12 protein-coding genes and 1 pseudogene are annotated in these 15352 nt (G+C 71.4%); 4 read left to right on the top strand and 9 right to left on the bottom strand.

Annotated features, from left to right (window positions below; translation table 11 throughout):
• Nucleotides 1-8: 8 nt before the first annotated feature.
• Nucleotides 9-947, top strand: a pseudogene (locus tag OG289_RS44530) (ABC transporter); the annotation flags it as partial.
• 209 nt (nt 948-1156) lie between these two features.
• Nucleotides 1157-2500: an IS630 family transposase gene (locus tag OG289_RS44525; RefSeq protein ID WP_327319710.1), complete on the top strand. Its 1344-nt coding sequence runs from the start codon at nt 1157-1159 to the stop codon at nt 2498-2500.
• A gap of 25 nt (nt 2501-2525) precedes the next feature.
• Here OG289_RS44525 and OG289_RS44520 read toward each other — a convergent pair whose 3' ends face one another.
• From OG289_RS44520 to OG289_RS44495, 6 genes are all read right to left on the bottom strand, one after another.
• Nucleotides 2526-3581, bottom strand: coding sequence for an NAD-dependent epimerase/dehydratase family protein (locus tag OG289_RS44520; protein WP_327319709.1), 1056 nt, complete (start codon nt 3579-3581; stop codon nt 2526-2528).
• Nucleotides 3582-3644: 63 nt separating this feature from the next.
• Nucleotides 3645-4685 (bottom strand): lysophospholipid acyltransferase family protein, encoded by a 1041-nt coding sequence (locus tag OG289_RS44515; protein WP_327319708.1) that lies wholly within the window; start codon nt 4683-4685, stop codon nt 3645-3647.
• Nucleotides 4685-5449, bottom strand: coding sequence for a GNAT family N-acetyltransferase (locus OG289_RS44510; protein ID WP_442819129.1), 765 nt, complete (start codon nt 5447-5449; stop codon nt 4685-4687). The genes OG289_RS44515 and OG289_RS44510 overlap by 1 nt, the downstream gene beginning before the upstream one ends.
• Before the next feature lie 471 nt (nt 5450-5920).
• On the bottom strand, nt 5921-6670 hold the full coding sequence (locus OG289_RS44505) for a succinate dehydrogenase/fumarate reductase iron-sulfur subunit (RefSeq protein WP_327319706.1): 750 nt from the start codon (nt 6668-6670) through the stop codon (nt 5921-5923).
• Nucleotides 6667-8616: a fumarate reductase/succinate dehydrogenase flavoprotein subunit gene (locus tag OG289_RS44500; RefSeq protein ID WP_327319705.1), complete on the bottom strand. Its 1950-nt coding sequence runs from the start codon at nt 8614-8616 to the stop codon at nt 6667-6669. The genes OG289_RS44505 and OG289_RS44500 overlap by 4 nt, the downstream gene beginning before the upstream one ends.
• Complete coding sequence (locus tag OG289_RS44495; RefSeq protein WP_327319704.1) at nt 8617-9288, bottom strand: succinate dehydrogenase; 672 nt, start codon at nt 9286-9288, stop codon at nt 8617-8619.
• Nucleotides 9289-9418: 130 nt separating this feature from the next.
• On the opposite strand from OG289_RS44495, the gene OG289_RS44490 reads away from it, so the two are divergent.
• Complete coding sequence (locus tag OG289_RS44490; protein ID WP_327319703.1) at nt 9419-10303, top strand: LysR family transcriptional regulator; 885 nt, start codon at nt 9419-9421, stop codon at nt 10301-10303.
• Nucleotides 10304-10325: 22 nt separating this feature from the next.
• On the opposite strand, the gene OG289_RS44485 is transcribed toward OG289_RS44490, so the two are convergent.
• A complete protein-coding gene (locus OG289_RS44485) occupies nt 10326-11216 on the bottom strand; it encodes an NAD(P)H-binding protein (RefSeq protein ID WP_327319702.1) in 891 nt (296 codons plus the stop codon).
• Between the two features lie 125 nt (nt 11217-11341).
• On the opposite strand from OG289_RS44485, the gene OG289_RS44480 reads away from it, so the two are divergent.
• Nucleotides 11342-12214 (top strand): LysR family transcriptional regulator, encoded by an 873-nt coding sequence (locus OG289_RS44480; RefSeq protein WP_327319701.1) that lies wholly within the window; start codon nt 11342-11344, stop codon nt 12212-12214.
• 111 nt (nt 12215-12325) lie between these two features.
• On the opposite strand, the gene OG289_RS44475 is transcribed toward OG289_RS44480, so the two are convergent.
• On the bottom strand, nt 12326-14461 hold the full coding sequence (locus OG289_RS44475; protein ID WP_327319700.1) for a putative bifunctional diguanylate cyclase/phosphodiesterase: 2136 nt from the start codon (nt 14459-14461) through the stop codon (nt 12326-12328).
• Complete coding sequence (locus tag OG289_RS44470) at nt 14458-15270, bottom strand: SAM-dependent methyltransferase (RefSeq protein ID WP_327319699.1); 813 nt, start codon at nt 15268-15270, stop codon at nt 14458-14460. Before OG289_RS44470 ends, OG289_RS44475 begins: the two co-directional genes overlap by 4 nt.
• Between the last annotated feature and the right edge of the window lie 82 nt (nt 15271-15352).

The raw sequence follows: 15352 nt of genomic DNA, 5'->3' as shown, positions 1-15352 counted from the left end.
TTCCCCTCATGCCGAGCCCCCACCAGCCGCACGGCGACGATCCGTCCGTGCGCGACGGGTACATCAGGGTCCGGGACGCCCGCGAACACAACCTCCAGGGAGTGGACGTCGACATCCCGCGCGACGTGGTGGCCGTGTTCACGGGGGTGTCCGGCTCCGGGAAGTCGTCGCTGGCGTTCGGGACGATCTACGCGGAGGCCCAGCGCCGCTACTTCGAGTCGGTCGCGCCGTACGCGCGTCGGCTGATCCACCAGGTCGGCGCGCCGAAGGTCGGTGGGATCACCGGGCTGCCCCCGGCGGTCTCGCTCCAGCAGCGCCGCTCGGCGCCCACCTCACGCTCGTCGGTGGGCACGATCACGAACCTGTCGAACTCGCTGCGGATGCTCTTCTCCCGGGCGGGCGACTACCCGCCGGGCGCGGAGCACCTCGACTCGGACGCGTTCTCCCCCAACACGGCGGCCGGGGCCTGCCCCGAGTGCCACGGGCTGGGCGAGGTCCACCGCGCCACCGAGGAGTCGCTGGTACCGGACCCGTCGCTGTCGATCCGTGAGGGCGCGATCGCCGCCTGGCCGGGCGCCTGGCAGGGCAAGAACCTGCGGGACATCCTCGACACGCTCGGTCACGACGTCGACGTCCCGTGGCGGGAGCTGCCCGCCGGGCAGCGGGAGTGGATCCTGTTCACGGACGAGCAGCCGGTGGTGATCCTCGACGAACCGACGACCGGCCTGCACCCGGCCGACGTCGAGGTCCTCATGCGCCAACTCCACGGACTGGTCGACGCCGGGCACACGGTGATCGTCGTCGAGCACGACATGTCCGTGGTGGCGGGCACGGACCGGGTGATCGACCTCGGGCCCAGCGGCGGCCACGCGGGGGGACGCATCGTGGCGACGGGCACGCCGGAGGAGGTGGCCAGGGCGGAGGGGAGCGCGACGGCTCCGTATCTGCGACGGACGCTGGGCGCTCTCCCCTAGTGCCATGACAGGCGACGTTCGCCCCGTCGCGACGCCCGGCACGCTCCCCCACTGCCTCAAAGGCGTGTGAGGTGTCCCCCACTCGCCGCACCGGACGCCGCTCCTTCACGGGCAGACGTTGCCTGTCACGGCACTAGTGTGCTGCGCCAGAAATCCTGAGGGTTATTTACTACCCTGTTGCCATGTCGCATTCGGGCCCTTCTGCTGTGGAGATCACGCTGTCCGAGTCCGAGCGTGCCGAGTTGGTGCGCCGGACGAAAGTGCCGGACCGGCGCTCGGCCGAGAAGGCCCGCATCATCCTGGCGTGCGCTGACGGCATGTCAAATGCAGGTGTTGCACGGATCGTTGGCGTCCAGGCCAAGACGGTTGGCAAGTGGCGTCGAGCTTTCGCCGCAGAGCGGATGGCCGGGCTTGAGGACGCCGGCTGGATCGGGCGGCCGAAGGCCGACTTGGTCCTGGACGAGGCTGAGCGGAGACAGCTGACGCAGTGGGCGCGGCGGGCGAAGACCGCCCAGTTCCTCGCGCTGCGAGCCAAGATCGTGCTGCGCTGCGCGGAGGGCGGCACGAACCAGCAGGCCGCGGCCGACCTCGGCATCGACAGGTCGACCGTGGACCGCTGGCGGGCCCGGTTCATCGCCGAACGCCTCGACGGTCTGCATGACGAGCCCCGCTCGGGCCGGCCGCCCTCGATCCTCCTCGACCGGGTCGAGGAGGTCATCGTGGCCACCTTGGAGTCGACCCCGGACAGGGACACGCACTGGTCACGGGCCTCGATGGCCCAGCGCACCGGCCTGTCGAAGTCGACTATCGGCCGGATCTGGAAGAAGTTCGACCTCAAGCCCCACCTGCAGGATTCCTTCAAACTGTCCACCGATCCACGGTTCGTCGCCAAGGTCGTCGACGTCGTCGGCCTGTACCACCATCCGCCCGAGAAGGCGGTCGTGCTCTGCGTGGACGAGAAGTCCCAGATCCAGGCACTGGACCGCTCGCAGCCGGTCTTGCCGATGATGCCGGGCATGCCCGAACGCCGGACGCACGACTACTACCGGCACGGCATCACCAGCCTGTTCGCCGCCTTCAACATCACTGACGGCACCGTCATATCTCAGCTCCACCGCCGCCACCGTGCGATTGAGTTCAAGAAGTTCCTGGTCCGGATCGACAAGGCGGTGCCCGCCGGGCTCGACGTCCACCTCGTCTGTGACAACTACGCCACCCACAACACCGCCGAGATCAAGACATGGCTGGGCAGACACCCCCGCTTCCACGTCCACTTCACCCCGACGGGCTCCTCCTGGATGAACCAGGTCGAGCGGTGGTTCGGCCTGCTGACCGACAAGCTCATCCGCCGTGGCGTGCACAGGTCCGTGAAGGCCCTGGAGGATGACATCACCGCGTGGATCGACACCTGGAACGAGAACCCACGGCCCTTCACCTGGACCAAGACCGCAGACGAGATCCTCAACTCCCTCGCCGACTACCTCACCAAGGTCGGAACCGCCAGCCAGAAAACAGAGCAGAACTAACCCTCAGGATTTCTGGCGCAGCACACTAGTTGCGCTGCTCCCGCCAGGACCGGTAGTGGTCCAGCAGAGTTTCCTCGATCGGGCGGTAGGTGAGGCCCAGTTCCTCGGTGCTTCGTCGGTTGTCGACGTGGAAGCGGATGCCGAGGTGCCCCCGGATGTAGTCCTGGGAGAGACCGAAGGCGGGGCCCAGGATGCGGACCGGCCAGTGCGGGAGGGCGGTCCGGGGCAGGCGCAGGTTTCCCGGGTGGTGCTTCAGCAGGGCTCTCGACATCTGGTGGAAGGAGGTCATCTCCTCGGCCGCGACGATGTAACGGCCGTGCGCTTCGGGGCGTTCCGCCGCCGCGATGTGGGCCGCCGCCACGTCCCGTACGTCGGCCGTGGTGAAGCTGAAGTCCGGGGCGCCGTAGAAGAAGTAGCCCTTGAAGAGCTCGTCCAGGAGAAACAGGCTGCCGGACTCCGAGGCGGGGGTGAGGGAGGGGCCCAGGATCAGGCCGGGGTTGACGGAGACCATGCGCCAGCGGTCCTGCGCGGCCTCGGCCTCCCAGGCCGCGCGCTCCGCCACGGTCTTGGCGTAGTGGTACGGGTTGTTCTCCACCGTGCTGGTGGTGTTGAAGTACTTCTCCGACAGGGTCTGGTCGTCCATCTCGCGTACGTCGGCGTAGTCGCCGAAGATCGCGCCCACCGTGGACGTGAAGACCAGGCGCTCGACGGTCTCCGTGCGCTCGATCGCCGCCACGACGTTGTGGGTGCCCCGCAGGGCCGGTTGCACCACGTCCCGCAGGCCGTCCTTGATCTTCTCCGGCATCAGGAACGGCGAGGCCACATGGAAGACCACCGCGCAGCCCTTCGCCGCCTCGTCGAAGGAGCCTTCCGTGAGCAGGTCCGCCTCGAAGAGGTCGAGACGGCCGGGATGGGCGTCCCGCAGGGCGTGCAGAGGCCGGAGCTTGGCCGTGTTCGCCGTGCTGCGCACGGTGGTGTGCACGTGGTGGCCGCGTTCCAGGAGCTGTCGCACGAGATGGGCGGCCACGAAGCCGCTGCCTCCCGTCACGAGCACCGTACGGCCGGCCGGGCTTCCGCTCACGCGCGCTCCCCTCAGAGGTCGGGATGCTCATGATCCCATCATGGGCGCCCGGCACCCCCTCACTTACCGGCAATTCGTCGAACCGGTATCCGTCGAACCGGCCGTCGTCGGCCCAGGCCCCGCCCCTCCGGCGCGTACCTGCGCTGGGGCGCCGTTTCGCTCCTCGACGCCCTGGAGCGCATCGCGGCGACCGGCGGCCCGGCGGCGCAGCGGGTGCTGTGCGCGCGGGTCGAGGCGGTGGCCCGTCGGGCGGCCCGTGTCGCCGTGCCGGTCGGCCGGGGCGATGACCTGCTGCTCCTGCGCCCCGCCCAGCACCTGGGCCCCGGCCGCCGCGGCCAGCGCCGCGCGGTCGGGGTGGCTGCCCGGTGCGAGTGCGGGCAGTACGTCGACCTCCGCCACCAGACCCCGCGCCGACACCACCCGCCACAGCGAGGCGAGCAGCGGGTCGTCGCCGACGAACGCGGCCGCGGTGCTGGCCGCTCCCGCGCGGTCCAGGTAGCGGATGCGTACGGGCTGGACCGGTACGCGTGCGTCCAGGGCGGCCTGGAACACGGCCCGCCGGAAGTGTCCCTGGGCGCGGCCGCACCAGGTGCTCCCCTCCGGGAACACGGCGACCGCCCGCCCGGCCCGCAGCACGTCGGCGATCCGGGCGACCGTGGCGGGCAGTGCGCGCAGCCGGTCGCGGTCGATGAACAGGACTCCGCCGCGTGCGGCCAGCACACCCGCCACCGGCCACCGCCGGATCTCGGCCTTGGCGAGCATCCGGGCGGGGCGTACGGCGGCCAGCAGCGGGATGTCCAGCCAGGAGATGTGGTTGGCGACCAGGAGCAGCCCGGTGGCGGTGGGCGCGGGCGGGCCGGTCACCCGGATCCGCACCCCCGCCGCCCGCACCACGGTCCGGCTCCACGACCGCACCACCCGGGCCGATATCCTCCCCCGCAAGCGGGGGGACCCCCAGCCCAGCGGCGACAGCACGACCCCGGCCAGGACCAGCACGACCACCGCCGTGAGCCGCAGCACGGCCCGCGGCAGGCCCGTGAGGGACGTCGTCGTCTCCACGCACGCCCGCGGGGTGCAGGGTGCGCTGGGCAGCCAGACGCTCATCAGGCCGGGACGAGGGAGAGGAAGTGCCGCAGGTAGCGCTGGTTGACCCGGCGCATCGACAGCAGCACGTACAGGTCGGCGACACCGAAGTCGGGGTCGTGGGCGGGCTCCCCGCACACCCAGGCGCCGAGGCGGAGATAGCCGCGCAGCAGTGCCGGGAGTTCGGTGCGGGCGGCCGGGGCGGTGCCGTTCGGGGTCCAGGGCAGCAGCGGCCGTACCCGGAACTCCTGCGGGGCGAGGTTCTTCTCGCGGACCCGGTCCCAGGTCGCCGCCGCCAGGGTGCCGCCGTCGGCCAGCGGGATGGAGCAGCAGCCGGCCAGCCACTCGTGGCCGCGGTCGACCATGTAGCGGGCTATCCCGGCCCAGATGAGGCCGATGACGGCGCCGTCGCGGTGGTCGGGGTGCACGCACGAGCGGCCGACCTCGACCAGGCCGGGCCGGAGCGCGTCGAGCGGGCTCAGGTCGAACTCGCCCTCGGAGTAGAGCCGTCCGGCGACCGCGGCCCGCTCGGGCGGCAGCAGCCGGTAGGTGCCGACCACCTCGCCGGTGCCCTTGTCGCGGATGAGAAGGTGGTCGCAGTACGCGTCGAAGGCGTCGGTGTCCAGGCCCGGTTCCGGGCCGTCGAGGCGCGCGCCCAGCTCTCCGGCGAACACCTGGTGACGCAGCCGCTGTGCGGCCCGGACGTCGTGCTGGTCGCGGGCGAGCGACACGAGGTAGCCGGAACCGCCGGGCGGGGCGGCGAGAGCGGGGGGCGAGACGGGCATGGCGGTCATGGAGGTCTCCTGCGCCGAGCGGAAAAGCATGGGGACAGTGCATGGGGAATCTGCACCTGCTTTCTTCCGCGGCCGGCTGGCCTCGGCGTGTCCGGCGCGGGACCCGTGGATGTGCGGCTGCTGAATGCCGGGAGTCGCCGCCCGGCGGCCGGCCCGGCGAGCGTGGCCGGCGCCGGCCACAGCCACACACCGGCCCGTGCCGCCGGCCGGTCGTGCGGTGCTTCGGAGGCGGGGGCACGGCCCGTGCCTGGGGCGGGAGGGGAGAGAAGCGACATGCCGACAGCCACAGCGGCGAACCGGGCGGACCGTATGCACGACCCGCCCGATTCATGCCGCTCGTGCCTGTTCGGTGTCGGGTGGGCGAGGGCCTGGCGGGACCGGGGATGAGCACCACTCCCGGTCCCGCCCGTCCGCACCTTGTCGGCGAACGCTTTTGATGTCTGCCACGCCGGCCCTGCGGCGCTACCGCTTCGCGACCTTCCGGGTGGCCCGCAGCCACTCCTTGTTCATGCTGGTGATGGACACCAGCGGGATGCCCTTCGGGCAAGCCGTCGCGCACTCCCCCGCCAGCGTGCACCCCCCGAACCCCTCCTCGTCCATCTGCGCCACCATGTCCAGCACCCGCGTCTCCCGCTCGGGCGCCCCCTGCGGCAGGACGTTCAGGTGATTCACCTTGGCGGAGGTGAACAGCATCGCCGCCCCGTTGGGACACGCGGCCACACACGCCCCGCACCCGATGCACTCCGCGTGCTCGAACGCGAAGTCGGCGTCCGGCTTCGGCACCGGCGTCGCGTGGGCCTCGGGCGCGGAGCCGGTCGGGGCGGTGACGTAGCCGCCGGCCTGGATGATCCGGTCGAAGGCGCTCCGGTCGACGACCAGGTCCTTGACGACCGGGAAGGCGGCGGCCCGCCACGGCTCGACGTCGATCGTGTCGCCGTCGCGGAAGGACCGCATGTGCAGCTGGCAGGTGGTGGTGCGTTCCGGTCCGTGCGCGTCACCGTTGATCACCAGGCTGCACGCGCCACAGATGCCCTCACGGCAGTCGTGGTCGAAGGCGACCGGGTCGTCGCCGCGCAGGATGAGTTCCTCGTTGAGGGTGTCGAGCATCTCCAGGAAGGACATGTCGGGCGAGATGCCGTCCACCTCGTACGTGGACATGGCGCCGTCGGCGTCGGCGTTCTGCTGCCGCCAGACGCGCAGGGTGAGCCTCATGCGTAGCTCCGCTGGGTGGGGTGGACGTACTCGAAGACCAGGTCTTCCTTGTGCAGGGTCGGGGCCTCGCCGGTCCCGGTGAACTCCCAGGCGGCCGCGTACGCGAACTCCTCGTCCCGGCGGGCCGCTTCGCCGTCCGGAGTCTGGGACTCCTCGCGGAAGTGGCCGCCGCAGGACTCGGCGCGGTGCAGCGCGTCGAGGCACATCAGCTCGGCGAGTTCCAGGTAGTCGACGACCCGGTTGGCCTTCTCCAGCGACTGGTTGAACTCCTCGCCGGTGCCGGGCACCTTGATACGCCGCCAGAACTCCTCGCGGATCTGCGGGATGCGCTCCAGGGCCTTGCGCAGTCCGCTGTCGGTGCGGGCCATGCCGCAGAACTCCCACATGAGTTCGCCGACTTCGCGGTGGAAGGAGTCGGGGGTGCGGTCGCCGTCGACGGACAGCAGCAGGTTCAGCCGGTCCTGGGTAACCGCCAGCACCTCCTGCACGACGGGGTGTCCGTCGCTCACCTCGCCCTGGTGCGGGTTGCGGGCGAGGTAGTCGTTGATGGTGGCCGGCAGGACGAAGTAGCCGTCGGCCAGTCCCTGCATCAGCGCGGAGGCGCCGAGGCGGTTCGCGCCGTGGTCGGAGAAGTTGGCCTCACCGATCGCGAACAGGCCCGGGACGGTGGTCTGCAGGTCGTAGTCGACCCACAGGCCACCCATCGTGTAGTGCACGGCCGGGTAGATCCGCATCGGCACCTCGTACGGATCCTCGTCGGTGATCCGCTGGTACATGTCGAAGAGGTTGCCGTACTTCGCCTCGACGGCCTTCCGCCCCATCCGCCTGATGGCGTCGGCGAAGTCGAGGTACACGCCCTGTCCGCCCGGCCCCACTCCCCTGCCCTCGTCGCAGACGTTCTTCGCCGCGCGGGAGGCGATGTCACGCGGGACCAGGTTGCCGAAGGACGGGTAGATGCGCTCCAGGTAGTAGTCGCGCTCGTCCTCGGGGATCCGGTTCGGCGGCCGGTCGTCGCCCTTCGCCTTCGGCACCCAGATACGGCCGTCGTTGCGCAGCGACTCGCTCATCAGCGTCAGCTTGGACTGGTGGTCGCCGGTGCGCGGGATGCAGGTGGGGTGGATCTGGGTGAAACAGGGGTTGGCGAAGTACGCGCCACGCCGGTGCGCCCGCCAGATCGCGGTGGCGTTGGAGTTCATGGCGTTGGTCGACAGGTAGAAGACGTTTCCGTAACCGCCGCTCGCCAGTACGACCGCGTCCGCGAAGTACGTGTCGACGCGCCCGGTGACCAGGTCCCGCGCCACGATCCCGCGGGCCCGGCCGTCGACGACGATCAGGTCGAGCATCTCGGTGCGCGGGTGCATTTCGATGTTGCCGGCGGCGATCTGCCTGCTGAGAGCCTGGTAGGCGCCCAGCAGCAGCTGCTGGCCCGTCTGGCCGCGGGCGTAGAACGTACGGGACACCTGGACGCCGCCGAAGGAGCGGGTGTCGAGCAGGCCTCCGTACTCGCGGGCGAAGGGCACGCCCTGCGCCACGCACTGGTCGATGATCTCCACGGAGATCTGCGCGAGCCGGTGCACGTTGGACTCCCGCGCGCGGAAGTCGCCGCCCTTGACGGTGTCGTAGAAGAGACGGTGGACGGAGTCGCCGTCGTTGCGGTAGTTCTTGGCCGCGTTGATGCCGCCCTGCGCGGCGATGGAGTGGGCGCGGCGCGGGGAGTCCTGGTAGCAGAACTGGACCACGTGGTAGCCCTGTTCGGCGAGGGTGGCCCCCGCGGAGCCGCCCGCGAGTCCCGTGCCCACCACGATCACCGTGTGCTTGCGCCGGTTCGCCGGGTTGACCAGCTTGGCCTCGAAACGGCGCGTGTCCCAGCGCTCGGCGACGGGGCCGTCGGGAGCCTTGGTGTCGGCGAGGGGCTCGCCGGTCTCGTAGTCCACGAAGTCAGTCATTCAGCTCACCACTCCGGTCATGACGCCCACGGGGACGGCGATGAAGCCGGCCGTGAGCAGCAGCGCGAGGACGTCGGCGACGGTCTTCAGCACACGGTCACGGGTGCGGCTGCCGACGCCGAGGGTCTGGGCGGCGCTCCAGAAGCCGTGCCGGACGTGCAGGCCGAGGGCGAGCATCGCGACGATGTAGAGGACGTTGCCGTACCAGGTGGAGAAGGTGTCCACGACGTTCTGGTACGGGTGGCCCTCCTGGAATCCGCCGCTGTGCACGGTGCCGGTCGTCAGGTCCAGGACGTGCCAGACGATGAACAGGCCGAGGATGATCCCGCCCCAGCGCATGGTGCGCGTGGCGTAGCTCGCCCGGGGCTTCTTGTGCACGTACTTGCTGGGCCGCGCCCTGATGTCGCGGCGGCTGAGCTGGTACGCGGAGACGGCGTGGGCGGCGACCGCGGCGACCAGCACCACACGGATCAGCCAGAGCGTCCACTCGTAGTGCATGAACGGTTCGCCGACCGTGCGCAGCCAGTGCCCGTAGTGGTTGAACTCCTCCGGGCCGAAGAAGATCTTGAGGTTGCCGATGACGTGGGCGACCAGGTACAGCAGCATGATCACGCCGCTGACGGCCATCACGGTCTTCTTGCCGACGGAGGAGTCCCACACGGTGCGTGCCATGGACGGCCGTCGGTCCGTCCGCGTTGCCAGAGCCATGGGTCAAGACGCTAGGGCCGGACGGCCCCATCGGTCCAAGACATGGTCCGCCTCGATTCCATAGGCCGTGGCTATCGAGGCGTAGGGTTGCGGCATGCAGTTCCAGCAGCTCCAGTACTTCGTGGCGGTCGCCGAGACCCGGCACTTCACCCGGGCCGCCGAGCTCGTGCATGTCGCGCAGCCCTCGCTGTCGCAGCAGATCAAGGCGCTGGAGCGGGAGTTGGGCGCGGATCTGTTCCTGCGGGCGCGCGGCAACATCACGCTCACCGACGCGGGCGAGGCGCTGCTGCCGCTGGCCCGGCGGATCCTGGCGGACACCGAGACCGCGCGGTACGAGGTGCAGGAGCTGGTGCAGCTGCGCAGCGGCCGGGTGCGGCTCGGGGCGACGCCGAGCCTGTGCACCGGTCTGCTGCCCGACGTGCTGCGCGCCTTCCACGACCGCTACCCGGGCATCCGGTTGCTGATCGAGGAGAGCGGCTCGCACGACCTCGTCCGGGAGCTGGCCCGCGGCGCCCTGGACCTCGCCCTGGTCGTCCTGCCGCTGCCGACCCCGTCCCCGGCGCTGACGACGGTGGAACTGCTGCGGGAGGACCTGGTCGTGGTGTCCTCCCCCGAGGCGTCCAAGCCGGGCGGCGGGCGGCGGGCCGTACGGATCGCCGATCTGGAGGGCGAACGCCTGGTGATGTTCCGGCACGGTTACGACCTGCGGGAACTCACCGTGGCCGCGTGCCGGGCGGAGGGGTTCGAGCCCGACTTCGCGGTGGAGGGCGGGGAGATGGACGCGGTGCTCGGGTTCGTGCGGGCCGGGCTCGGGGTGGCCGTCGTCCCCCGGATGGTGGCCGCCCGGTCGGGCCGGGGGCTGCGGGTCACGCCGCTCGCCCGGCCCGGACTGTCCCGCACGATCGCCCTCGCCCACCGCAGCGATGTCGCCCCGCCCCGGGCGGCGCGCGAACTTCAGCGGATGCTGCTGGAGCGGTGAGCTCGGCTCGGGTCAGCCGGCCTCAGGTCAGCACGGCCGGCTTGAGTACCTCCTCGCACCACTGCCGGAAGCTCGTGGGCGCGGTGTCAGGGGTGCTGGGCTGTGCGGCGCCGTAGAGGCCCTGGCCGTTCTGGGCGGCCACCATGTCGGCCAGGCCCTGCGCCCAGGCCTCGGAGGCGCCGAAGCGCAGCGCCGTCGCCTTGAGGTCGGCGCCGCTGATCTGCCGCACGCGCACAGGACGGTCCAGTACCTCCGAGACGACCCGCGCCATGCCCTCGGGGGTCAGGTCGTCCGGGCCCACCAGCGGTACGTCGCCGGACCCGGTCCAGGAGTCGTCGAGGAGCAGCCGGGCCGCGGCGGCGCCGATGTCCCGGGTGGCGCAGGTGCGCAGCACGCGATCCTGCGTGAGCGCCACGGACCACTCGTCCCCGTCGCGGAACGCGGCCACCTGGCGCAGCAGGTTCTCCATCAGGGCCGGTGGGCACAGCGCGCGGTAGTGCACCCCCGTCGCGGCGATCGCCTCGTCCATGGCCAGTGACGCCGAGAGCTGTCCGGCGTTCCTCGCGATGCCTCGGCCGAGCGTCGAGACGCCCACGACCCGTTCGACGCCGTGCGTCCCGATCGCCTCGCACAGCGCCTCGGTGAAGGCGTGGAAGTGCCCTTCGACGCTGTCGGCTCCCGGCGTCGGAGGCACCAGCCAGAACACCTGGTCGGCGCCCTCGCACGCCTCCTTCAGGACGGCCGGGTCGGCATGGGAGCCCTGGACGACCTCCACGCGTTCGCGCGTCTGCGGCAAGAGCCGGGCGGGGTCGCGGACGATCACGCGGACCGGTGGCGTGCCGTGGCCGGCGTCGAGCAGACGGGCGAGGACCTCGCGGCCGATCTGGCCGGTCGGAGTCGTGACGACAATCATGAACTGCTCCATGAGCGAAGGTGGTTGGGATGTCGTCGAGCCTGCCCTTCGGCCGGGCCGAACTGAAGGACCCATCGGCTCGCGGTTGTTACCCTCAGAGCAATACCGAACCGAGGGGGCCGCCCATGGAGTCCCGACCGCTGCGCTACTTCGTCGCCGTCGCCGAGGAGCTCAACTTCACCCGCGCGGCCGAACGGCTCGGCATCTCCCCGCCGCCCCTGTCCCGCGCGATCCGCCGGCTGGAGGCGGAGCTGGGCATCACCCTGCTCGAGCGGACCACCCACAGCGTGGCGCTGACCCCGGCGGGGACCGTGCTGCTGTCCGAGGCCAGGACGGCGCTGGACGCGCTGGAGGCCGCCGGGCGACGGGCCCGGCGGGCGGCCGCCCCGGAGCCGAAGCTGGTGCTGGCCGTGAAGGCCGACGGCGACGCGGGGCTGCTGGAGGCGCTGTGCGCGCGCTACGCGCAGGAGCCGGCGGCCGTCCCGGTCACCGTCCGCCTGTGCGGATGGCAGGAGCAGCCCCGGCTGCTGCGTCTCGGCGAGGCCGATGCCGCCCTGGTGTACGAGCCGTTCGACCGCACCGGCCTCGACACCGAGATGCTCACCACCGAGCCGCGCGTCGCCGCCCTCGCCGCGAGCCACCCGCTCGCCGCCCGTGACCGCCTGACCCTCGCCGACCTGGGCCTGCGCCCCGGCGACCTGCACCAGTACCTCCACGAGATCCGCAGCCAGGGCCGCGATCTCGCCCAACTCCTCACCCTGGTCGGCCTGGGCCGTGTCGTGCCCCTGCTTCCCGCCTCCGTCGCCATGCGCTACCCCCGGCCGGGCGTCGTCTACCGCCCGGTGCCGGACGCCCCGCCCGCGGCTCTGGCCATCGCCTGGCCGCAGCAGTCCCGCTCGACGGCCACGGCCGCACTCGTCCGTGCCGCCGCGTCGGTCGCGCAGGCGGCCGGGGAGGACGGAACCGTGCGGTCCCTACAGGAACGGGAAGCGGGCTGACGGCCGGGCGGGGACGTCGTCCGACGGCGCTGTAGTCAGGTGCCCGATGGCGGGGCCCACGCGACGCGACCGAGGTGCGCCGCCCCCGCCATCCCGCTCACCCCGCCCCCCTCACCCCGTCGCGTCCACCAGGGCCAGTTCGTGGAGCCGGTCCGGCGGGCCCGGGCGGGCGTAGTACCAGCCCTGGGCCGTGTCGCAGCCCAGTATGCGGAGCTGCTCGGCCTGTGCGCCGGTCTCCACTCCCTCCACCGTGACCGCGAGGTTCAGGCTGTGGGCAAGAGAAACGATCCCCTCGACGATCTTGAGGTCGACGGGGTCCGCCGGGAACTGCTGCATGCCCTGGGTGAAGGAACGGTCCAGCTTGAGGACGTTCACCGGGAGGCGGCGCAGGTTGGCGAGGTTGGAGTAGCCGGTGCCGAAGTCGTCGAGGGCGATGTCGACGCCCATCTCGGCGAGTTGGCGCAGGGGTTTGAGCAGGTCGTCGTCGGCGCCGATCAGCGCCGACTCCGTCACCTCCAGGCACAGGGCCTCCGGCTCGACGCCCGCGCGCTCCAGGATGTCGACGGTGTCCTGGACCAGGCCGGGGTGGGTGAGCTGGCACGGGGAGAGGTTGACGTTGATGCGGAGGGGATCCGTGTCGCCGCGCCGCTCCCGCCACTCGCCGGCCTGCCGGACCGACTCCTGAAGGACCCAGCGGCCGAGCGGCACGATCAGCCCGGTGTGCTCGGCGAGCGGGATGAACCGGTCGGGGCCGAGCACCCCGTGCTGCGGGTGCAGCCAGCGCACCAGGGCCTCCGCGCCGCGCACACTCCCGTCGCCGAGGTGGACGAGCGGCTGGTACTCGATGAAGAACTCGCCGCGTTCGAGGGCCGCAGGAAGCGCCGTGGTCAGCCCGTGCCGGGTGATCGCGCGGGCGTCGGCCTCCGGGTCGGCGAGCTCGAAGCGGTTGCCGCCCGCCGACTTGGCCCGGTACATGGTGATGTCGGCGCTGCGCAGCACCTCCGCCGCGCTGCGCTCCCCGGCCGGCCCCTCGACGATGCCGATGCTGCCCCGCACGGTCAGCTCACGGCCGTCGATGCTGACCGGCGCGAGCAGGGCGTTCATGATGCGTGCGGCGAGCTCGTCGACCTCGTGGCGGGTGTCGGGGCCGGTGGTCAGCGCCACGAACTCGTCGCCGCCGAGGCGCGCGACCATCTCGCCGGGCGCCGTCGCGCAGGACTGCAGCCGGTCGGCGACCTCGACGAGCAGCCGGTCGCCGGCCGCGTGTCCGAGACTGTCGTTGATGGTCTTGAAGCCGTCCAGGTCGAGGTAGCACAGACCGAAGCGCTGGCCCTCGCCGACCCCCAGCGCCTTCTCCAGGCGTTCGAAGAACAGGGTGCGGTTGGGCAGGCCGGTCAGCGCGTCGTGGGTGGCCTCGTAGCGCAGCCGGAGGTTGAGCAGCCGGCGCTCGGTGGTGTCCTCCATCAGGGCGAGCTGGTACTGCGGGTTGCCGTCGGCGTCCCGCAGCAGGGAGACCGTCAGGTTGGTCCACAGAACCGTTCCGTCCGGGCGGCTGAACGCCTTCTCCGTGTGGTAGTGCTCGCGGTCGCCGCGGACGAGTTCGTCGTAGAGCTTCCAGGTCTGCGGCGCGTCCTCGGGATGGGTCAGGTCCTGCACCCTGCGGCCCCGCAGGGTCTTCTCGGACCCTCCGAACATGCGCAGCAACGCCCCGTTGACCTGAAGGACGTTGCCCTCGAGGTCGGCGATGCCGATTCCTATCGCGGCGCCCTCGAAGACCGCGCGGAAGCGGGCCTCACTCGCGTGCAGCGCCTGCGCGACCACGCCCTGGGCCCGCAACGCGGCCTGGGCGATGGCCTCCTGCTCGGCGAGCGTGCGCTCGCGCAGCGCCTGCGCGTACCCGGCCGCCATGGCGTGCTGGAGCCGCGAGGCGCGGGTGCGCAGGTCCTCCTGGGGGCCGTCCTCGCCGCAGTAGAGCACCAGGTAGGCGTCCACGCAGTCGAGGGCGCGGCTGAGCGCCTCGGGGTCGGTGCAGTGCACGTCGACGAGGGCGGCGCCCACCGCCTTGCCGGCGTCCGCGTCGAAGGCCCGCTCCAGCAGCGCCTCGCGCAACCGCCGGGCCGACGGCAGGAGTTGCTCCTCGAGTTCGGGCCGGGTCAGCGACGTCGAGGTCACCGGGAACACGGCCCGGCTCCAGATCGTCACGAACCGCCTCAGTCTGTCCTCCGGCCCGTCCGGCTCCGCGCTCACGACGTACGCCCCACGCCGGCGAAACCGGAGAAGGCCCAGGGGTCGTCGTCCTCCGGCGCCGTGTCCGGCCGCCAGTGCGGCATCGGCACCAGTCCCGGTTCCACCATGTCGTACCCCTCGAAGAACCGCTCGATCCCGGCACGCGAGCGCATGATCAGCGGGTTGCGAATGTCCTTGTATACGTCCACCGCGCCCTCGGCCCGCTCCGGCGGCAGCGGGATTCCCTCGTACGAGGCATGCGTGAGCACGAGCAGACTGCCGGGCGCGAGCGCGGCACCGAACTCGGCCACCGCCGCGTACGGATCGTCCGCGTCCTCCACGAAGTGGAGCAGGGCGACGAGCAGTAACGCCACCGGCCGCTCCAGGTCGATGAGTCGCTCCACCTGCGGGCTGCCGAGGATCTCCTGCGGCTTGCGCAGGTCGGCGGCCACGACGTCGGCGTCGGCGTTGCCGGCCAGCACCGCCTGGCTGTGCGCGACGGCCACCGGGTCGTGGTCGACGTAGACCACGCGCGCCCCGGGGCTCGCCGCCTGGGCGACCTCGTGGACGTTGCCGAAGGTGGGGATGCCGGAACCTATGTCGAGGAACTGGGTGATGCCCTCGCCGGTCGCGAAACGCACGGCGCGGCGCATGAACGCCCGGTTCGCCTGCATGATCTTCGGGAGTCCCGGCATGAACTCCATGGCCCTGCGGGCCGCTTCCCGGTCGACCTCGAAGTTGTGCGAACCGCCCAGGTAGTAGTCGTAGATCCGCGAGACACTCGGCACCGAGATGTCGATGCTCCGAGGGGCCCAGGCGGGACGCTCCATCTATCTCTCCAAGGCGTAGGCGATCCGGTGTTCGAGCTGAGGCTACTGATCGCCCGCCAAACGGGCGAGTGGAAACGGAAAT

The organism is Streptomyces sp. NBC_01235, from assembly GCF_035989285.1.
GTDB lineage: Bacteria > Actinomycetota > Actinomycetes > Streptomycetales > Streptomycetaceae > Streptomyces.
The sequence above is the reverse complement of the archived record's forward strand: the minus strand, read 5'-3'. Positions and strand labels throughout refer to the sequence as shown.